We start from the raw sequence: 20,891 nt of genomic DNA on the forward strand, positions 1-20,891 counted from the left end.
TGTAAGCAAAATGTCATAATAAGTCCGTCAGATCATCAATTAGCACAGATTAAGCATATCGGATCAGGTGATAACCATTTATGTGGTTGGTCGTTGATTGTATTTCTCGACGCCACCTGATTTCTCCAGTCGTTTGGAGAGGAAACCGATGAAGATTGGCAACAGGATAGCTGTCGTTACAACACTCGCCGCAATTTGCACAGTAGCAATCTCTGCAATCGGGCCAAATGAAGCATTAGCAGCCACGATGGCAGCGGGTGTACCTACCGCATTCCCGGCTGTTGAACCTTCGGAAGCACCAACGATCGGGTTCCAGCCAATGGCTTTGAACACCAGATATCCGATTCCGCCTGTGAGAAGCACGGTCAGAACACCGAGGAGAATGCCACCTAGTCCGCCTTGAATGATGGATGAGAAATTGATTCCCATACCCAGGGAGAATGCAAAGAACGGAACAAGTTTGTCACTGCCTTTGTACAGCCAATCCCCCAGATTACGGTCCAGATTACCAATAATGACACCAACGATGAGTGGAAGCAATACAGCAACGAATGCCATCGGTGAGAACATGCCGTTCGCAAAGCCCATTGCACCAAAGATCGAGAGCGCTACCATGGTCAGGAACGGACCATCGCTAAGCGCGAGGAACGGGTAAGCTGCCTTGTCATCTTCTTTACCGTATTGACCAGCGAGTGCGATGTACAGACCACCGTTAGAGTTGGTCATTGCAGCGATAATGGCAAGTGGTGCCAGACCCAGGAATAAACCGCTTGAATCCGCAAACAAAATAGCGATAAAACCAAGGCCTGCACCAATCACCCATTTGAACGTAAGCAAGGTTAAACCTTTGCCGACAGATGAACCTGCCGTTTTGAACGTAATCTGTGTACCCGCAATTAACAGGAACAGCGCAATCAACGTACTGGCACTGTTAACGAAGAGGGCTTCCGTGAATCCGCCAATGCGCAGGGCATTCGGGAAAAATGTATTAATGGTTGCACCAAGTAACAGGGGAACGACCATCATACCGCCAGGGATGCGATCTAAAGTTGCTTTAATGTTCATAGTAGTAGCTCCTTATGAAGTAATCGTTTTTATGAAGCGCTTGCAGGGATTATATTATCCCATATTGTTTAATATAGCAACAATAAATTATTGTAAATTTTAAATGAGTAATAAAGTGTTTAAAAATGCAACACAACAAGACGATAAAAAAGACGTAAACTTAAAGTTAATCTTTAAGTTTACGCCATAATGTGGCCCGGTTAATCCCCAGGCGCTCTGCCGCCTTTGATTGATTGTTGTTTTCCTCCTGAAGTACAATCTGAATAACTTCTTTTTCGATCTCCTTCAGGGTGCCGTTCAACTTCATTGGACTAGAAGAAGGTTGCTGATCGAGCAAGCGGGATAAGGTAGCCGTGGTGATTATATATTCCTGTTCATTAAGTGCAGCCTGCTTAATCAGATGTTTCAACTGGTTGACATTCATATGTGTGATCTGATCTTGGATTAGCTGTAGTGCATCTTCTTTTATTCTCACCGCAGTAGTTCCGTATTTGTGGTAGTACCCCGTAAGGAAATGCTGCATCAGTGGAGCCAGATCTTCTGGTCTATCCGCAAGATTAGGCATCATAATTGTATTAAGCTCCAGATCGAGTGACCACAGGGGGGGCAATGCCTGCTCCCCGAGTATAAACACCCCAATCCGGTTATGAAGGCAGCTCTGGATAAAGGAGAGCAACTCCGGATCTTCCACACGTGTCTCCATGTGGTTAATCTCTACATTTCGAACCTTGGCGAGTGGTATCTTGTGCAAATGACCGGAAGGCACTTGCGAGAGATCGATCTGTAATAACAGTCCGCCACCGGCGTACATCTGATGAATATGTTTGACCAGAAAAGATTTACCGGAATCCGCTTCACCCCGCAGATAGATCGGTTCATGATTCTCGTAAAGTGCCCGAATGTTCTTCAATACCGCCTGCATGGCAGGGGATTCGGCAACGATAGGCTCCATCGATGCATCCGTGAACGTTGTTATGCCGAATTGTGCAAAGGCATAGGGTTGTCCTTTTTCCAGCATGTATACCTTGTAGTTCTTGTTGTCCAGGGTCGTTTCATAGGCGTTAACCGTGAGCTGGTAATCGTCCACCATGAACACATTTTGGACCTGGGATTGGTGGAATTCCAGACTCGTGTTAGTCAGATACATGTGATTATCGGTCAGTGGATTTTTCTCGAAATCAGTCAGGTTCTCGAATACGACTTCATTCCGTTCATTTAAAATAAGCAAATTCGGATGTTCCCGTGTAACCAGGTCATTCAGTATGATCGATATCGCATGATTTTTGCTCAAATAACGGTAGACCAGCTGCGCATCTTCCATCGCTCTAAGGATGGATTCCTGACCGGATTGGATTAACAATCCCTCCAGACCATAAGTCTTCGCAGTGTTGACGGTGATCACATCTCCGACAATCTGGCGGTAACCGGAAGCTTTCAGCTCCAAGAGCAACCGTGCCACATCTTCCGAGCTATGTATGGTATAGACCTTGAGAGGCAGATCCATCAGATCAATAATCGATTGTGCACCAGAGGTGATGTTGGAGAAACCAACAATCGCTGTTTGGCCGTTAAACTGGCTTGCCAGGGTAAGTGAACGAATCATGTCATAACCCGATAACTGCACATCAATGACGGGAATGGTCACTGCTTTTTTAATGAGTTGGGCGGTTCCGCCGCGGCTGATGATAATCTCTGCACCGTTTTTCTCAGCTTGAGTTGCTAGCTCCACGCCTTTTGCCAAGTCGCCCACGTCTGTCTGAATGGTTAACTGGGGAAAACGAGGAATACACTCTTGTATAATAGGAATCATCGATTCGTAGGGAGCAATAAAGTGAACTCGTGTACGCATAATTTTCCTGCCTTTATAGAAAACTTTGATCCCCTTATTATAGCCAACTTGTGAAGGGATGGCACCTATGGGGGGACAGGTCACTGTTAATGTGTGCAGAATGCCTGTGTAGTATGTCGATATAACCCTCCGCGTGGAATGTGATGAAGTGCACTGAATCGAATCCTTAACTATTTCAGAATTAATGAATAATTGCACACACGATAAGTATAGAGAAATGAGGAGTTTTATATGGGAGACATTCATAAAGTAGCTGAGCCCGATCACATCATTAAGGATGTTGTCGCAAAGTTCTCGTGCAGGGTGTTGTGGAGTGAGGGCCGTCCATGTCTGGAATATCAACGGGAAGAAGAGTTAACCCAGATCGAAGAATACATTCGCACAGTGTACAATGTTGAGCTGTTGGATGTGTTTTTCACCGCGGTGGAGAGCCTTCCGGTTGAGCCATAGATTAGGTTGGGATTTGGGGATTGCGGGCAAAGGGTTAGTACTTAAGTTTTTTGTGTTTATACAGGGTTATAAGGCGACACTATAGGTGTTCGTCTTTTCTTTTATTACTCCATTACTATCTGACTTTGGATCGTATGGACACCAGTTGCAATCGTGAAATGTGAAACGTATGTGGGCGTATTCATGTATTATAGTATACATATGAACTTTTCGGAGGAGGAACACGTAATGGGAATCTTATCGAGGTTTAGAGACGTGATGAAGGCCAATGTGAACCACATGCTGTCGCGGGCGGAAGACCCGGAGAAGAGCGTGAATGAGTATATGCGCAACCTGAGCAGTGATCTGGGTCAGGTGAAGGCCGAGACGACGGCGGTGTTGTCGGACGAGAGCCGGGCGAAGCGAGCACTGGATGAGTGCAGCGCCGAGGTCAAAAAGTTACAGCGGTACGCAGAGAAATCGGCGGAGTCCGGAGACGAAGACAAGGCACGTAATTTTCTGGAGAAGAAAGTGAAGCTGGCTGACAAATTGAACGAATTACAGGCTGCCTATGAACGGGCTTCAGCCAAAGCCAAGATGATGAAGCATATGAATGATAAATTGGTTGCAGATCTGGGACAACTGGAAGCACGGCATGCAGAGCTGAAAGGTCGCATGGCAGATGCGAAGGCGCAGCAACAGGCCAATGAACGGAATGCATCTACGGGCAGAGCTGATGCTGCATTGAAAGCCATGGAAGACAAGGCGAACCAGGCGTTAAATGAAGCAGAGGCTTTGGCAGAACTTCGCGCTGGGGCACAGGAAGATGATTTGGACGAATTAATTGCCCAGTTGGAGAGGGACATGAACGCAGATGCGGGTAATAATGAGAATGCGTCGCCAAGTGCAGAGGAAGAACTCGCAGCGATTCAGGAGAAGTTGAGGAAGTGAGTTTAACTTGCACACTACAACGTAGAGGACAGAAAAGAATCATATTTCGTTAACATTGAGGTGAGCAGATGCCGGTTATTGAATATAAATGTCCAAACTGCGGCAGTGGCATGATCTTTGACAGTGTGTCAGGTGCATTATCCTGTCCCAGCTGCGGCCGCCAGGACAACATAGAGCAGATCCCCGATCCCTTGAAGAGACAAGTATTCACCGAAAATGAGGTCAAAGAATACCACTGTAACAGCTGCGGAGCTGACATTGTGACAGAACCGGAGACCAGTGCGACGACATGCAGTTTCTGCGGTGCAGCGGTTGTACTCAGTGATCGGCTGACGGGCAATCTAGCCCCCGCGATGGTGATTCCCTTTTCAATCAACAAGGATCAAGCCAAACAGGCTTTCAAAAAGTGGTGCAAAAATGGCCTCTTAACGCCAAGTGGCTTCATGTCCGCCGATCGGATTCAGAGCATTACCGGCATGTACGTGCCGTTCTGGTTGTACGAGTTACATAACAAAATCGAAGTGCATGGTCGTGGCACCAAGGTCAGATCCTACACCCAGGGCGACTACCATTACACGGAAACACAGCATTTCGATATATACCGCCGGATTCGGCTGAATTACGTGAACCTGCCCATTGATGCATCGGAGAAAATGAAGGATGAACTGATGGATAAGCTGGAGCCTTTCCCATATAACCAGCTGAAATTGTTCAAGACCCCGTATCTGGCGGGGTACATTGCGGAAAAATACAGTTATACAGACGAGGAACTTTTTCCACGGGCCAAGGATAAAACGAGATCGTACATTGATTCTTATATTGCCTCAACTGTATCCGGATATACCAGCGTGAGCTACACAGACAAACAGATTGATACTACGCTCAAAAATGCAGACTATGTGCTGCTCCCGGTGTGGATGGTCAACTATGACTACAATCGGGCACAGTATACCTTTGCCATGAATGGTCAGACAGGGAAAGTGGTCGGCAAACCGCCGATCAGCAAAGCCAAAGTCGCTGGATGGTTCGCAGGAGTATCTGCCGTCTCGTTGCTGTCACTGAAGCTGGTCTCCTGGATGATGGGAGGTGGATTCTTATGAGAAAAAGAACTCCTCTGGTCGTCGTGATGGCTACGCTCATTTTACTTATGATCACCCTTGTTGCTCCGTTGATTCCCATGTCTTCGGCATCCGCAGCGGAGAACAAAAATCTCATCTACGATGAGGCCAACCTGCTGAGTGAGCAGGATAAAGTTGAGCTGAATGCACTTGCGAATCAGTATGGCGCGGAACGGCAGACGGACTTTGTTATTTTGACAACAAATAATGCTGAGAATCAGGATATCGTGCTCTTAACTGAAGATTTTTATGATAAGCAGGAGCTAGGGTACGACAAGAAATTTGGCAATGCTGTCATTTTAACGATGGATATGAATAATCGAGAAGTGTATCTGGCGGGATTTTATAAGGCAAAAGAATACCTGAGTGATCAGCGACTGGATTCTATCCGTAACCGGATTACCTCTGAGTTATCCAGTGGGGACTATAAACTCGCATTTGAGAAATATATTGAGCTCTCTTACAAATATATGGGGTACGAACCGGGTGTGAATCCGAACAATATTTTGTTCAACGGCTGGTTTCAGTTGGGAGTATCGGTAGTACTGGGCGGTATTGTTGTTGGCATGATGACCTATCGTTCCGGGGGGCGTGTCACGGTCAATCGTGCGACTTATGAGGATTCAAGTAATTCCAGTGTAATTGATCGGCAGGATCGTTATATCCGTACGACCGTAACCAAGCGCAAAATTGAGAAGAACAATAACAATGGAGGCGGAGGCGGCGGTGGAGGTACATCGCGAGGCGGTCATTCACACAGTGGGAGTAGAGGGTCGTTTTAATAAAGGAATAATCGGAGTACGTTAAATAGAAGGGATGGAAACGAATATGGGATTTTTCAAAAATCAATTTTCGAATGTGGTGGAATGGGAAGAGTTCAGAGATGACATGATATTTTGGAAATGGAGCAACCGGGAGATCAAGAAGGGGAGTAAACTTATCATCCGTTCTGGTCAGGACGCCATTTTCCTGAATAACGGTAAAGTGGAAGGGATTTTCGAGGACGAAGGATCATTTAATATCGATTCCGAGATCATTCCATTCCTTTCTACATTAAAAGGATTCAAATTTGGATTCAACAGCGGCATGCGGGTCGAAGTCTTGTTTGTAAACACAAAAGAGTTCACCGTGCGCTGGGGCACACAAAGTCCGGTGTTGATTCCAACACCACAACTCCCGGGCGGGATGCCGATTCGGGCCAACGGTACATTTAATTTTAAAGTAAGTGACTATGTGACCCTGATTGATAAGATTGCAGGCATCAAGCAGAGTTATCTGGTGGAGGATGTCAAAATCCGAATCACATCCGTGCTGGATCAGCTTCTAATGAAGTGGATTAGCCGCGAAGGGAAGGATATGTTCAACCTGCAGGCCAATGCATCGGATATTGCCAAGGGGATTCAGGAAGATCTGGATATGCAGATGATGGACATCGGAATTGGGATTACCGGTTTCCAAGTGATGAGCTTCAACTATCCAAAAGAGATTCAGGATATGATTACAAAGACCGCTTCGCACGAGATGATTGGTAATCTGCAAAAGTATCAGCAGGTCAGCATGACAGACGGTATCTCATCCGGTAAAGTACAGGGCGGCGGCGCGGCCTCGGATATGGCAGGCATGATGATGGGCATGAACATGGCCAATGAAATGATGAAGAACATGAACCAGAACCAGAACCAGAACAATAATGCCAATTCGTCTCAGAATCAGAACGCGGACCAGAAACCAGCAGGAAATAGCAACGGTGATTCAGGTAACTCCTCATCTACAGAGGGCAACAAGAAGCCTAACTTCTGTCCGAACTGTGGAGCCAAGAATGAAGGAGCCAACTTCTGTCCGAACTGTGGTCAAAAGCTGGCCTAATGAAATGAATACATGTAGGGTTAGGTCCGTAGAAGTGAAGTTACTGCGGAGCTAGCCCTTTTTTGTTTGGAATCATAGTTATAGCAACAGGGTTAAGAGCAGGGAGGTAGTTCATTTATTTTAGTTTTGATAAAACAGTTGACAACCAATCACAAATCATTTATCTTTAAATTAAGATATTTAATTTGAATATAAGTAACAACCACAAACAAATATCTTTAATCCATTACATGAGGAGCGATCAAGATGATGATCCCAACATTGACCAGAATAAATGAACTTGCAAGAAAAGCCAAAGAGGGCGGATTGACGGAGATGGAGAAAGAGGAACGGGTTAATCTTCGCCAGGAATATCTGCAAACTTTTCGCGGTTCGGTCAATGACATTCTCTTGAATGCAACCATCTATGATCCGAACGGCGATGACGTGACTCCTGATAAATTGAAACAAGAACAGGCTTCTCAAAATAATAAATAGGCTTTAAACGAACATATATCTTAATTTAAAGATAATATAAACTTACTATAAATTAACCAGCGATCTCAATTATCTCATTTATCAAATTATCTCTAACACCTACTCAATCCAAAACATGCTTACCAAACCAAGGAGGAATTAATCATGACTATTCAAACAGCAGGTATCCACCATATTACAGCTTTCGCAGGAGATCCACAGGCCAACGTTGATTTTTATGCCGGAGTTCTGGGACTTCGTCTGGTGAAAAAAACAATCAATTTCGATGCACCTGATGTATATCATCTGTATTTTGGCGATGAGCACGGAAGCCCAGGTACCATCATTACCTTCTTCCCATCCGCTGGATCACCACGGGGGAAAATTGGCGGAGGTCAGGTCGGCATCACTTCCTATGTCATTCCTCCTGGGTCGATTGGCTTCTGGCAGAATCGGCTGGAACAGTATAACATTGAGGTAACCAAAACAAGTCGCTTCAATGAAGAGCTGCTTCAATTCGAAGATAGCGAAGGCTTGCGGCTTGAGCTTGTGGAACGGGAAGAGGGAGCAACCAGCACTTGGGCTCACGAAGGAATTCCAACAGATCAAGCGATTAAAGGCTTTGGCGGTGCTGTCCTGTTCAGTGTAAACCCGCAGAGAACGATGGATGCGCTTGAGAAAATTTTGGGATTTGTCAAAGTGGGTGAAAATGAAGAGTATGCCCGTTTCCGGTCGAGTGGAGACATCGGTAATGTTGTGGATGTTCCGGTAACCCGTATACCTCTGGGCATGGGTGGAGCTGGAACGGTGCATCATATTGCATGGCGCGCCACAGATGACGTGGAACATGCACAGTGGAGTGAAGCTGTACGTGATTACGGGTACCAACCGACTCCAGTTCGGGATCGTCAGTACTTTAACGCAATTTACTTCAGAGAAGCTGGCGGCATTCTGTTCGAGATTGCTACCGATCCTCCGGGCTTTGCCAAAGATGAACCTGCTGATTCGCTCGGACAAAAATTGATGCTGCCAGAGTGGTTTGAGAAATACCGCCCTCAAATTGAGGACAATCTGCAACCAATCGTGGTAAGAACACTCGAACCTGCTACAACTGCGAAATAAATTACTATATTGATTAAACTATCCATTTACACAATAACGAAGAGGACAGAAGAAAACTGAAAAAGCGAAGCGTTCGCCTAAAAGCTTTCTGAAAGAAAGCTACATCGGAAGCATATGCTATCCCCGGATTTTCCCTTGAGAAAAGGGAATCGAAAAAATCTGGGGATAACAGCGATTGGAAGGTTATTCTGTCATCGAAGTGTATGTGTAAATGAAAATCAAAGGAGCAACGAAGGATGATGGAGAAAAAGGTTACCTGGCTGGAGCTGTTTTACGATCTGCTCTTCGTAGCAGCGGTCTCCAAAGCGGGTCATGTCTTGTTACATGCCGAACACGGAGTAATTACGTTTGAATACTTAATGAAGTTTGTGCTTATTTTCATCCCTGTTTGGTGGGCATGGGTTGGTCAGACCTTGTTTATTAACCGCTATGGTCAAGATATTCTGATCCATCGAATATTCCTCATCCTTCAGCTTCTGTCCGTTATGGTCATGACGGCGAGCCTCTCTACCCATTTTGACCAGTACTACCTGTCCTTCTTCATCGGATATATCGGTTCACGGGCGTTTACGGCCATTCAGTATCTGACGGTTCACAAGTCGAAAAGCGAGCATCAGCAGAAAGCCGCCCGGTACTTGGGCATCTGTTTCCTCATTGGAATATTGATCTCATCGGGCTCATTGTTTTTCGATTCCTGGCTGCGCTACTTGATCTTGTATGCGGGAATTGCTGTGGACATCGTACTTCCGTTGATTGGACGCAAAAATCTGGTGAAAGTACCGGTTCAGACTCATCATTTGTTGGAACGTTTCGCGTTATTTACACTTATCCTGCTAGGTGAATCGGTAGTTAGTATTATTGCCGTGCTGCAAGCCGATCATTGGGATATGAAATCCATCCTGTTTGCCGCATTTACGTCCATCTTTGTCATTGCGATATGGTGGCAGTACTTCGACAACGTGGAGAAAAAGGTCAGCAAAGAGATTCAGACTGCCGGACAAGCGATCATATACGGACATCTGTTCATCTACATCTCCATGAGTATGATTGCTGCTTCAATTCAGCTGTTATATCAGAATCAGTTAAACTATGTGTTCATGCTAGGGTTTGTATTTGGATCGGCGCTACTGTATTTCTTGTCGACCTCACTTGTGTTCCATCGTTACAGACACGCACATCTGCGACTGGGTCCGCGCCATCTGGCGTTCATGGTAGGGTTACTGGTGGCATTTGTCCTTGTGGATATGGTTTACCAGGTTCCGGGTTATGTCATCATGGGCGAAGACATGTTATTCTTCCTGGTGTATGCGAAACTTACGACTTGATATAGTGTATTAAAATGAAGAAAAGTCACGGACAACAGGTGTCCGTGGCTTTTTGTTATGCCACTAATCGTGGACATTTTTTAATAATATAAATAATGCACAAATCTAATTTAATTTCTTCTATAGAATCTGTTAATATGAGACTATGTACAAGTGAATCTACCAGATCATATGGAATGGTCTTATTCGTTCGTAGATATGGGGATGACAATTAGGAGGGAAATCATTGAGCACACATCAAATTGGAGTTCCATTGGAAGGGTTTGCAGAGTTTAGTCGTACGGTTGCCGCAGAAGGAGCCGTTTTAGTCAGAAATGAAGGCCAAGTGCTTCCACTTCGTAAAAACGAAAACGTTTCAGTTTTTGGACGGATTCAAGTCAATTATTATCGGAGCGGCACGGGTTCAGGCGGTAGTGTCCATGTAGCCTACACAACGAATCTGCTCGATGGTCTGCGCAGCAAAAAGAATATAACGGTGAATGAAGAACTGGCAGCTGTCTATGAGAAGTGGATTGAAGAGAATCCATTTGATGATGGTGGAAAAGTATGGGCGGCCGAGCCATGGAATCAGAAAGAAATGCCTTTGACGGATGACCTGGTTGCACAGGCTAGAAGCAAATCCAGCAAAGCCATTATCGTGATTGGACGTACAGCAGGAGAAGATCAGGATAATGCGGATGCGCCAGGAAGTTACCAACTGACAGAAGATGAAAAAGCGATGCTGAAGCAAGTCACTGCGCAGTTTGAACACACAATCGTAGTGCTGAATGTCTCGAATATCATCGACATGAGCTGGTTAAACGAAACGTATCTACATCCAATCCAAGGCGTAATTTACTCCTGGCATGGCGGTATGGAGGGTGGCAACGCGATTGCTGATGTGCTGGCGGGAGACGTTACACCAAGCGGTAAACTGACAGATACGATTGCATATTCCATCGAGGATTATCCTTCGACAAGCAACTACGGCAATGAGTTCAAGAACCTGTATCAGGAAGATATCTATGTAGGTTATCGTTATTTCGAAACGTTTCGACCTGAGCGTGTTCAGTTTGAATTCGGTTACGGCCTGTCTTATACGACGTTTTTGGCTCAGCATGAAGAAGTGAAATCTGTGTCCAAAGACGGCGAAACCTACATTGAAGTTCGTGTCAATGTGACCAACTCAGGTACAACATATGCGGGCAAAGAGGTTGTACAAGTCTATTATGAAGCACCACAAGGCAAACTGGGACAACCGGTGAAGGCTTTGGTTGCTTTTGGCAAGACAGGATTGTTGCAGCCGGGCGAGTCAGAAATACTGACGATCAGCTTCCCGATCCATGACATGGCATCCTACGATGATGCGGGTGTTACAGGTCATGCTTCCGCATACGTTCTGGAAGAAGGCACATATCGACTGCATGTAGGAACCAGTGTGAAACAAGTGCAGCACGTTAGCATCGATGGCCAGGATGGATATGTGATTGAATCCCTTCAATTGGTGGAGCAGCTGCAAGAAGCGATGGCGCCAACGGAAGATTTTACACGGATGAAACCAGGTGCGCGCAAGGAAGATGGATCTTATGAACTGACGTATGCAGAAGTACCGAAACGTAAGATATCCATGGCGGACCGGATTGAGCAGAATCTTCCGCAAACGCTGGAGCAGACGGGCAACCAGGGCCACAAGCTGAGTGACGTTAAAGCTGGCAAAGTGAGTCTGGAAGCCTTCATCGCTCAACTGAGTGATCAGGATCTGGCAGCGATTGTCCGTGGCGAAGGCATGAGCAGTCCACTCGTTACTTCGGGGACGGCATCTGCATTTGGTGGTGTCAGCGACAGCCTGTTTAATTACGGTATTCCGGTAGCATGTACGGCAGATGGCCCGTCGGGTATTCGTATGGATAGTGGCGAGAAGGCAACACAGGTATCCATTGGTACGTTGCTTGCGGCGACATGGAACAAGGAGCTTGTTGAAGAGTTGTATGTGATGGAAGGACAGGAACTGCTCAGAAATCAGGTGGATACCCTGCTCGGACCTGGACTCAATATCCGCCGGAGCCCGCTCAATGGCCGGAACTTTGAATACTTCTCCGAAGATCCACTGATCTCGGGTGTATTTGCCGCAGCATGTACGAAAGGTATCATGAAGGGTGGTTCCAATGCCACACTGAAACACTTTGCCTGTAACAATCAGGAGAAACACCGCAGTAAAGTAGATGCTGTTGTCTCCGAACGTGCACTGCGTGAAATTTACCTGAAAGGGTTCGAAATCGCTGTAAAAGAAGGCGGAGCCAACTCCATCATGACTTCCTACAACCCGGTTAACGGACACTGGGCGGCATCCAACTACGACCTGAACACCACGATTTTGCGTGGCGAATGGAATTTCGACGGAATCGTAATGACCGACTGGTGGGCGATTATGAATGATGTGACCGAAGGTGGAGAAGCTGATCGCAAATACACGAACTGGATGATTCGTGCACAGAATGATCTCTACATGGTTGTACCGAACTACGGCGCAGAGATCAATGGTTGGGATGACAACACGATTGAATCCTTGGATAATGGAACATTGACTCGCGGAGAGCTGCAACGCTCGGCGATCAACATCTGCAAGTTCATCATGAATGCACCGGTGTCCGGCAGAAAGCACGAGATCGTAGAGAACGTCGCTTCGTTCCAAGCGAATGCATCTCTATCTTCTGCACAAGCTCAGGCGCTGGTGGAGAACGCACAGGTGAAACCTGCGGTAGCTGAACCCGTCTACATGAAAGTGGACGAGGCAGGTCATTATCGGATTATCGTACAGATCATGTCCCCTGAGCCGGAACTGGCTCAAAGTGCATGTAACCTGCTCCTGAATGACCAGTTGGTAACCACCATTCAGACGAATGGTACGGAAGGAAAATGGATCAGACAGAAGCTTGTCAAAGTAGACCTTGAAGCAGGACTGTATGAATTGAAACTGGACTTCACCAAACCAGGTCTCCAGATTGATTGGATCGAATTCAAGCAGGTGTAGAGATAAACAGAAATATCTTGTGATAGCAGCAATCAAAAGGTTGTTCTGTCATCCAAAGCAGAATACGTTGGTATATGACAAAGGACACTGCACGCGGGTGTCCTTTGTTGTAACACAGAATAGCTACTGTTATGATAGTGTTATGAGATTCGTAGTTCTGAACAATGGGGTCAGGGGTGTTGCGAGGAATGAGAAATTATAATTTTATGAGTCCAATCCTGCTAGTTGTGGTGGCGCTGATTGTAAGAGGCCTGGTGACTAACCTGGGAGTCCTTTTCGGACTATCACAAGAAGTGGCGAGTAATATTGCCATGATAGCCATGATTATTGCTGCACTGATTATGTTTAATCGAATGACGAAGGCTCGGCGTAGAAAATAGAAAAAGCTCGGATAACCAGAAGGTTATCCAAGACATGAAGACACCCTCCGGGTGTCTTTTTTGTATTGACGTACTGATCCTAACGTTTTAGACTATTGCTAATAAATAATAACATTGTAAATAACAAAAATAACAAAATTAAAAACAGGTAAAGTATTTATGTTCGTTGCACTCTCTATTTGCCAGCTCCCCCATTGCGATCCCAAAGGAGAACCCATTCATGAAGATCATTGCCTACGAACAATATATCTTTCAGGAAGGTCGACCTATTCGGATTGCGATCTGGAAGCTGACCGTTGCCCACAATGATGAAGAAGGATCGCAGGAGCGCTGATGAAGCGTTCAGTCGGTCCTTTATGTCATGGATCAGGCTGTGTGCAGTTCGAGTGATGGGTAACGATACGGGTTAACGGTGCGAGGGTCGGGTGAGAACACAGGATTATACTTTCGGAAGTATCTACTTACGACTTCATGCCTGCTGATGAGCACCTTATTACGCTGGACTAATTTTCAATGAAGTGAAGGGAGCGATCCTTATGGAAAGACAGCCTGTATTGGAAGTCATTGCTGTGGATGTGGAAGATGCCAAGGCAGCTGAGGAGGGAGGGGCCGATCGGATTGAGCTGGTGTCTGCGATGTCTGAAGGGGGGCTTACTCCAAGTTATGGCGTTATGGAGCATGTCGTATCCCAGGTTTCCATTCCGGTGTATGTCATGATCCGTCCCCACAGCCGCTCGTTCCGCTATAGCGCAGATGACATCCACGCCATGACCCGTGATATTCGCGTGGCGAAGGAACTTGGAGCCGCTGGCATCGTGATCGGAGCCCTCTCGGGAGAGGGTGAAGTGGACCTTCTATCCTTGCAATCATGTATGGCGGAAGCTCAGGGTTTGGGCGTTACGTTTCATCGTGCAATTGATGTGAGCGCAAGCCTGACTGAGGCACTCAAGGCCATTAACACAATGGGCAACGTGGAGCGTGTGCTTACATCGGGAGGGAAACGGACAGCGCCTGAAGCCATACTGGAACTGAAACAGCTTCAGGAACTGGGGCAAACCTTGAACATCGCTGTCATGGCAGGGTCTGGGGTCACCATAGAGGGAATTGAAACGCTAGTGAGTCAGACGGGTATCACGGAGATCCATATGGGATCAGGTGTACGCCGTGAAGGAAGCTTTGACCATCCCGCAGATTCGCAGCTTATCTCTCAAGCCAAGCAGCAGTTATTGCATGCATCACAGCCATTTATGGACAGTAGTGCAATCCGTAACGGTCCAAAAAGCAAGGGTGGTCCAGTGACATAGGAATGCACGAAATAAAAGGAGGGATAACACCATGAATCATGAACTGCAATCAGCCGAATGGATTACAACCGCAGCGCAGATCCGCCCATCCGAACGCCAGTTGAGATGGCAGGAGATGGAGTTTTACGGGTTTATTCATTTTACGGTAAATACATTCACGGATCGGGAATGGGGTACTGGAGAGGAAGACCCGTCGATCTTCAATCCTTCTGAACTGAGCGCAGCGCAATGGGTGCAGGCGTGCAAGGCTGCCGGGATGAAAGGGCTGATTTTGACATGTAAGCATCATGATGGATTTTGTTTGTGGCCAAGCCAGTTTACAGCCCACACGGTCGCGGCCAGTCCATGGAGGAATGGTGCTGGGGATTTGGTTCGGGAAGTCGCCGATGCCTGCCGTGAGGGCGGATTGAAGTTCGGCGTGTACCTGTCTCCTTGGGATCGGCATGAAGCCACGTATGGAGATTCCGAGAGGTATAACGAGTTTTTCCTCGATCAGTTACGAGAGCTACTCACGAATTACGGGGACATCTTCTGTGTATGGTTCGATGGCGCGTGTGGTGAGGGTCCGAATGGCAAAAGGCAGATCTACGACTGGGAAGCCTATTATGCGCTTATTCGTGAACTCCAGCCCGATGCTGTCATCTCGGTATGCGGACCGGATGTTCGTTGGTGTGGCAATGAAGCGGGGCATACGCGGGAATCGGAATGGAGCGTTGTGCCTGCGCATATGCAGGATAATGAGAAGATTCAGGAGCAATCACAGCAGGTGGATGATGGTGAGTTTGCCACAAGGATTAATACGCAGGACAGTGATTTGGGAAGCCGAGAGGTCATTCGTTCCCAAGGCAAGCAACTGATCTGGTATCCTGCCGAGGTGAATACCTCCATTCGCCCGGGATGGTTCTATCATGAAAGTGAAGATGATCAGGTCAAAACATTGGAAGAACTGCTCGCCGTCTATTATGGCGCAGTGGGGGGCAACACCACCTTTTTGCTCAATTTGCCACCGGATACGCGTGGTCTCATTCACGAACGTGATGTGGAGCGACTACAGGAACTGGGTGATTCGCTACGTACCATTTTTCAGGAAAATTTGGCCTTGCAGGCGCTTGTAAAAGCATCGGAGACGATGGATGAACAACATGCTGTATCGGAGGTGCTGACGGAACGACGGGATACGTACTGGTGTCCTCATGAAGGAACGGAGCAGGCTTGGATCGAGCTGGATTTGCAGGAGGAAACGACGTTTGACCGGGTGGTGCTGATGGAACATATCGAGACAGGCCAACGGATTGAGCGTTTTACACTGGAGTCACAGAGGGCAGATGGGGGTTGGGAGGCGTTCTACACGGGGACTGTGGTGGGGTATAAACGAATTTGCTGTTTCCCCCAGGTCACATTGAGAAGGATGCGATTAACCATTCATGAATCCAGATGGTATCCTACGTTGTCCGGGTTAGGCATATATCTGAGCGAGCGGGGAGGGGTGTAACATGGCGCTGCTAACGTATAAAGGTTCACAATTCATGTATGGTGGCGAGCCCATTCGGATTCTGTCGGGTGCCATCCATTATTTCAGAGTGGTCCCCGAATATTGGGAGGATCGGCTACTCAAGCTGAAAGCCTGCGGTTTCAATACAGTGGAAACGTATGTGCCGTGGAATGTTCATGAGCCTCGGCCTGGGCAGTATTGTTTTGAAGGCATGGCTGATCTGGAACGTTTTATTCGCATTGCAGGAGATGTGGGTCTGCATGTAATTGTACGTCCGAGTCCTTATATATGTGCGGAGTGGGAATTTGGCGGATTACCTTCCTGGCTGCTTGCAGCTGATGATATCCGTCTTCGGTGTAATGATGCAAAATTTCTGGCGAATGTGGATCGTTATTATGATGTGCTTTTGCCCAAAATGAAACCTCTTCTGAGCACCCATGGCGGGCCGATCATTGCAATGCAAATTGAAAATGAGTACGGCAGCTTCGGGAACGACGCGAGTTACCTGCAATATTTACGTGATGGCATGGTAGCACGCGGTATTGATGTGTTGTTATTTACCTCGGACGGACCGACAGACACATGCTGCAAGCGGGATCAATCCCGGGGCATCTGGCTACAGTTAATTTTGGATCAGGAACGGAGGGAGCGTTTGCCAAGCTGCGTGAATATCAGGCGGATGGACCTTTAATGTGCATGGAGTATTGGAACGGCTGGTTCGATCACTGGGGCGAGTCGCATCACACCCGAGAAGCTGCAGATGTGGCTGGTGTGTTTGAGGAGATGCTTCGAGCAGGAGCCTCGGTTAACTTTTATATGTTCCACGGCGGAACAAACTTCGGATTTTACAACGGGGCGAACTGTCAGCAGAAGGATCAATATGAACCGACGATTACAAGTTACGATTACGATTCACTGCTCAGTGAATCGGGGGAGCCGACAGCGAAGTTCCATGCGGTGAGGGACCTTATTGCTCAGTATAGCGGCGAAGACTTGGGTGAGCTTGTGCTGCCAGAATCGAAGGGGACATTCGCCTATGGGCGAGTGGAATTGAACCAGCAGGCGTCATTACTTACACAATTGGACCGGATATCAGTCCCGGTACAACGCACGAATCCAGAACCGATGGAGAAGCTGGGTCAGGATTATGGTTTTATTTGTTATCAAACCCGAATATCCGGGCCAAGGGAGCGACAGGAACTGGTGGTTCAGGAGGTTCGTGACCGTGCGCTTGTGTTTGTTGATGGGCAATTTCAGGGTGTGCTCGAACGGGGAAATACAGCAGTATCGATTTCTTTTGAAGTGCCGCCAGAGGGTGCAGAACTATTGATCCTTGTCGAAAATATGGGGCGAATCAACTATGGCCCGTACCTGAGAGATCCGAAGGGGATTACGGAGGGGGTGCGACATGGCTTTCAATTTTTATTCGATTGGACGATTCATTGTCTGCCATTAACTGATCTGTTGGCTTTACAATTTAGAGATGTGATTAGCGAAGCAATTAACGAAACAATTAATGAAGTACAGGGACCAGCATTTTATCGAGGAGAGTTTAATATCACGGATGTAAGAGATACTTTTCTGCGACTGGATAGCTGGACCAAGGGAGTTGTATTTGTAAACGGATTCAATCTGGGTCGCTACTGGAATAAAGGACCGCAAAAAACGTTGTACGTCCCTGCCCCACTCCTCCGCGAAGGTGAGAATGAAATCATGGTATTTGAGCTTCATCAGACGTCAGAACTGGCCGTAACGTTGGTGGATACACCGGATTTGGGCTAGGAAAAGGAAAATAGGTGAGCCAAACGATTATTGAGAATTGTCGTGTCCGCCGGAAAAAGGTATACGTTGGGTATGGACATTGACTACAGGAGAGGATGAGGAAAAATGAAAGTTGGACTCAGCACCTACAGTCTGCAACAAGCATTGGATCGCAAAGAATTAACCGTGCCAGATGCCATTCGTTGGATCGCCGATCAGGGTGGGGAACATGTGGAGATTGTCCCGATGGGGTTCAGTCTGATCGATAACCCGAAGTTGATTGATGAGATTAAAGCTGTGGCAAAAGAGGTTGGAATCGATATTTCCAATTATGCCATCGGTGCTAACTTTGCTGTGCAGGAGGACGCCGAAGCGTTGGAGCAAGAGATCCAGAATGTGATGCGACATGTGGATGTGGCTGCAGCGCTCGGTGTGAAACTGATGCGTCATGACGTGGCTTTCCGCCCCGCACCAGAAGGAACCGTAGCCCAATTCGAGATCGACCTGCCGGTACTGGTGAAGGCTTGTCAGCGAATAGCCGATTATGCTGCGGGTTTTGGGATTACAACAAGCGTGGAGAACCATGGGTACTATGTGCAGTCGAGTGAGCGAATTCAGCGTTTGCTCCACGAAACGGCGCGGAATAACTTCAAAACCACCCTGGATGTCGGTAATTTCCTCTGTGTGGATGAAGATCCGGTGAGTGCTGTGAAAAATAACATTCCGTACGCGTCGATTGTGCATGCCAAAGACTTCTACTGGAGACCTTCCTACCGGAATCCCGGTGAAGGCTGGTTCCAAACCTCGCATGGCAATTACCTGCGCGGTGCCATTGTGGGCCATGGCGATATTAACATGCCTGAAGTTATCCGTGTGTTAAAACAATCCGGGTATGACGGATATATCTCGGTTGAATTTGAAGGCATGGAGGATTGCAAAACCGCCTCACGTATTGCTATGGATAATGTCCGCCGCCTATGGGAAGAGGCATAGGGCTGAGCACTTGTGTTAGATGAATAATGTTGAATCAAATTCTAAAGAAGGCGTGAGTAACAGAGGGGAAGCTTGGAACTGTAGGAGCGTTAGCGACCGCCTTTGTCTGCGGATTTCAACCGCCAGAGCGGTCAATAAAAGAAATTTGCAGACAACAGCGGCCGAAAGTCCAAGCATTCACCGTCGTTACGTTAAGCCGAATATTATAATTTCTTGAGTCAATTCATATGAAAACGATGGAGGAATCAGCTACTATGTCCAAATTGAAAGTCGCCGTCATCGGTGCCGGATCCATATCCGATTGCCATTTGCAAGCCTACGCCAGTAACCCGGACGTTGAAATATACGCTATCTGCGACCTGAATGCAGAACGTGCCGCAGAAGTCGCGAAGCAATATAATGCACCTCATGTGTTTACCGACTACAAGGAACTGCTCGCACTGCCTGAGATTCATTCCGTCAGCATCTGTACATGGAACGACTCCCATGCTGAGATTAGCATTGCTGCTCTGGACGCAGGCAAAAACGTGTTATGTGAGAAACCACTCTGCCAAACGGTGGAGGATGCCCTCGAGGTAGAGAAGGCCGTTCATCGTAGCGGAAAACTGCTGCAAGTTGGTTTTGTTCGCCGCTATAGTGACAATGCACAGATTCTGAAGAAATTTATCGACGAGGGTGAACTGGGCGAGATCTATTATGCCAAAGCCTCCAGTCTGCGTCGTCTGGGCAATCCGGGTGGCTGGTTCTCGGATGTCAACCGCTCAGGCGGCGGTCCACTCATCGATATCGGGGTGCATGTAATCGATATTTGCTGGTATCTGATGGGCAGACCGAAGGTGAAATCCGTCTCCGCCAACGTGTCCAACCGATTGGGGAACCGCTCGAACATTAACAATCTGTCGTTCTACAAAGCGGCAGACTATGACGCGGAACAGAACACTGTTGAGGATATGGCAAATGCCCTGATTCGTTTCGAAAATGGCGCGAGCCTGCTCGTGGATGTAAGTTTCACGCTCCATGCCAAAGCAGATGAGACTTCGGTCAAACTCTATGGCGACAAAGGCGGTGCCGAGCTGGAACCGGAAATTTCGATTATTGGCGAGAAATTCAATACCATTTTGAACATGACGCCACAGGTAGATTTCAAATCATTCGATTTTATGGGCTCATTTCGCAATGAAATCAACCATTTTATCGACAGCACACAGGGCCGCAAAGAAACACTTAGTCCCGTCGAGGATGGCGTTGAAGTGATGAAAATGCTCTGCGCCATCTACGAATCGGCACGCCAAGGCCGCGAAATCACGCTGTAAAAGGATCATTGCATGGCGTTGTTAGGCTACGTTGATACTTTACTACTCCCGTGGCATTAAAAGTTATGAGTACTTCGCTCCCTTTCAATGAAAAGCTCCGCTCAGGGCGGGCGTGGATGCGTCCTCTCCGCTCGCCGTTGGAGCAGAGTAGGGAGCGAGCGCTAACGAATCTGAGGCGTCTTATTCAAGGATTCGAAGCGCTAGCAGAAATCTAAGGAACCTGACACACGCTATATCAGAATAAACAGCAGTTTACAGCGTTTTTATAAGCTAATTTCGGGAAATAACGTGTCTGATGTTCCTTACAATTCAAAAAGAGGATCAAAAGGCTGAATAAGACGCCCTGTGTTCCTTAGAAAATTTCCTACCCCTCCGCGAAGGTCAGCCAGTTTATATTCCTCTAGAGGCAAGAGGAGGAAGTAAGGGATTCATAGGAATTGAAGATCGCACCGCAATC

Annotated in this window: 16 protein-coding genes and 1 pseudogene; 15 read left to right on the forward strand and 2 right to left on the reverse strand. The window is 47.2% G+C overall.

From position 1 onward, the window contains the following. Window positions 1–78: 78 nt before the first annotated feature. Together F0220_RS01055 and F0220_RS01060 are read right to left on the reverse strand one after the other, a co-directional pair. Window positions 79–1,065, reverse strand: coding sequence for a 2-keto-3-deoxygluconate permease (locus tag F0220_RS01055; RefSeq protein WP_105602261.1), 987 nt, complete (start codon window positions 1,063–1,065; stop codon window positions 79–81). 166 nt (window positions 1,066–1,231) lie between these two features. Beyond that, complete coding sequence (locus F0220_RS01060; RefSeq protein WP_105602260.1) at window positions 1,232–2,914, reverse strand: sigma-54-dependent transcriptional regulator; 1,683 nt, start codon at window positions 2,912–2,914, stop codon at window positions 1,232–1,234. 231 nt (window positions 2,915–3,145) lie between these two features. On the opposite strand from F0220_RS01060, the gene F0220_RS01065 reads away from it, so the two are divergent. From F0220_RS01065 to F0220_RS01135, 15 genes and pseudogenes are all read left to right on the forward strand, one after another. Beyond that, window positions 3,146–3,364 carry a hypothetical protein gene (locus tag F0220_RS01065; protein ID WP_105602258.1) on the forward strand — a complete coding sequence of 73 codons (219 nt, stop codon included), beginning with the start codon at window positions 3,146–3,148 and terminating at the stop codon, window positions 3,362–3,364. Between the two features lie 228 nt (window positions 3,365–3,592). After that, a complete protein-coding gene (locus tag F0220_RS01070) occupies window positions 3,593–4,294 on the forward strand; it encodes a PspA/IM30 family protein (RefSeq protein WP_149846238.1) in 702 nt (233 codons plus the stop codon). Window positions 4,295–4,362: 68 nt separating this feature from the next. After that, a complete protein-coding gene (locus tag F0220_RS01075; RefSeq protein ID WP_036616300.1) occupies window positions 4,363–5,394 on the forward strand; it encodes a TFIIB-type zinc ribbon-containing protein in 1,032 nt (343 codons plus the stop codon). Then, a complete protein-coding gene (locus F0220_RS01080; protein WP_091012081.1) occupies window positions 5,391–6,194 on the forward strand; it encodes a TPM domain-containing protein in 804 nt (267 codons plus the stop codon). Before F0220_RS01075 ends, F0220_RS01080 begins: the two co-directional genes overlap by 4 nt. A gap of 46 nt (window positions 6,195–6,240) precedes the next feature. Beyond that, complete coding sequence (locus tag F0220_RS01085; protein ID WP_105602256.1) at window positions 6,241–7,278, forward strand: SPFH domain-containing protein; 1,038 nt, start codon at window positions 6,241–6,243, stop codon at window positions 7,276–7,278. A gap of 249 nt (window positions 7,279–7,527) precedes the next feature. After that, window positions 7,528–7,755, forward strand: a complete 228-nt coding sequence (locus tag F0220_RS01090) for a DUF896 domain-containing protein (protein ID WP_105602330.1) — start codon at window positions 7,528–7,530, stop codon at window positions 7,753–7,755. Between the two features lie 144 nt (window positions 7,756–7,899). Then, on the forward strand, window positions 7,900–8,856 hold the full coding sequence (locus F0220_RS01095; protein WP_091012084.1) for a ring-cleaving dioxygenase: 957 nt from the start codon (window positions 7,900–7,902) through the stop codon (window positions 8,854–8,856). A gap of 236 nt (window positions 8,857–9,092) precedes the next feature. Next, window positions 9,093–10,181, forward strand: a complete 1,089-nt coding sequence (locus F0220_RS01100; RefSeq protein WP_105602255.1) for a low temperature requirement protein A — start codon at window positions 9,093–9,095, stop codon at window positions 10,179–10,181. 226 nt (window positions 10,182–10,407) lie between these two features. Beyond that, entirely contained in the window at window positions 10,408–13,191 is a 2,784-nt protein-coding gene (locus tag F0220_RS01105; protein ID WP_105602253.1) for a glycoside hydrolase family 3 C-terminal domain-containing protein, read from the forward strand. A 188-nt stretch (window positions 13,192–13,379) separates the two neighbouring features. Continuing rightward, on the forward strand, window positions 13,380–13,571 hold the full coding sequence (locus tag F0220_RS01110) for a hypothetical protein (RefSeq protein ID WP_105602251.1): 192 nt from the start codon (window positions 13,380–13,382) through the stop codon (window positions 13,569–13,571). 536 nt (window positions 13,572–14,107) lie between these two features. After that, window positions 14,108–14,875 carry a copper homeostasis protein CutC gene (locus F0220_RS01115; RefSeq protein WP_091012091.1) on the forward strand — a complete coding sequence of 256 codons (768 nt, stop codon included), beginning with the start codon at window positions 14,108–14,110 and terminating at the stop codon, window positions 14,873–14,875. Window positions 14,876–14,906: 31 nt separating this feature from the next. Then, on the forward strand, window positions 14,907–16,367 hold the full coding sequence (locus F0220_RS01120; protein WP_105602250.1) for an alpha-L-fucosidase: 1,461 nt from the start codon (window positions 14,907–14,909) through the stop codon (window positions 16,365–16,367). Window position 16,368: 1 nt separating this feature from the next. Then, window positions 16,369–18,149, forward strand: a pseudogene (locus F0220_RS01125) (glycoside hydrolase family 35 protein). 105 nt (window positions 18,150–18,254) lie between these two features. After that, window positions 18,255–19,121 carry a sugar phosphate isomerase/epimerase family protein gene (locus F0220_RS01130; protein WP_105602248.1) on the forward strand — a complete coding sequence of 289 codons (867 nt, stop codon included), beginning with the start codon at window positions 18,255–18,257 and terminating at the stop codon, window positions 19,119–19,121. Window positions 19,122–19,375: 254 nt separating this feature from the next. Beyond that, window positions 19,376–20,434 carry a Gfo/Idh/MocA family protein gene (locus tag F0220_RS01135; protein WP_105602247.1) on the forward strand — a complete coding sequence of 353 codons (1,059 nt, stop codon included), beginning with the start codon at window positions 19,376–19,378 and terminating at the stop codon, window positions 20,432–20,434. Window positions 20,435–20,891: the final 457 nt, after the last annotated feature.

This window comes from Paenibacillus sp. 37, from assembly GCF_008386395.1.
Taxonomy (GTDB): Bacteria; Bacillota; Bacilli; order Paenibacillales; family Paenibacillaceae; genus Paenibacillus; species Paenibacillus amylolyticus_B.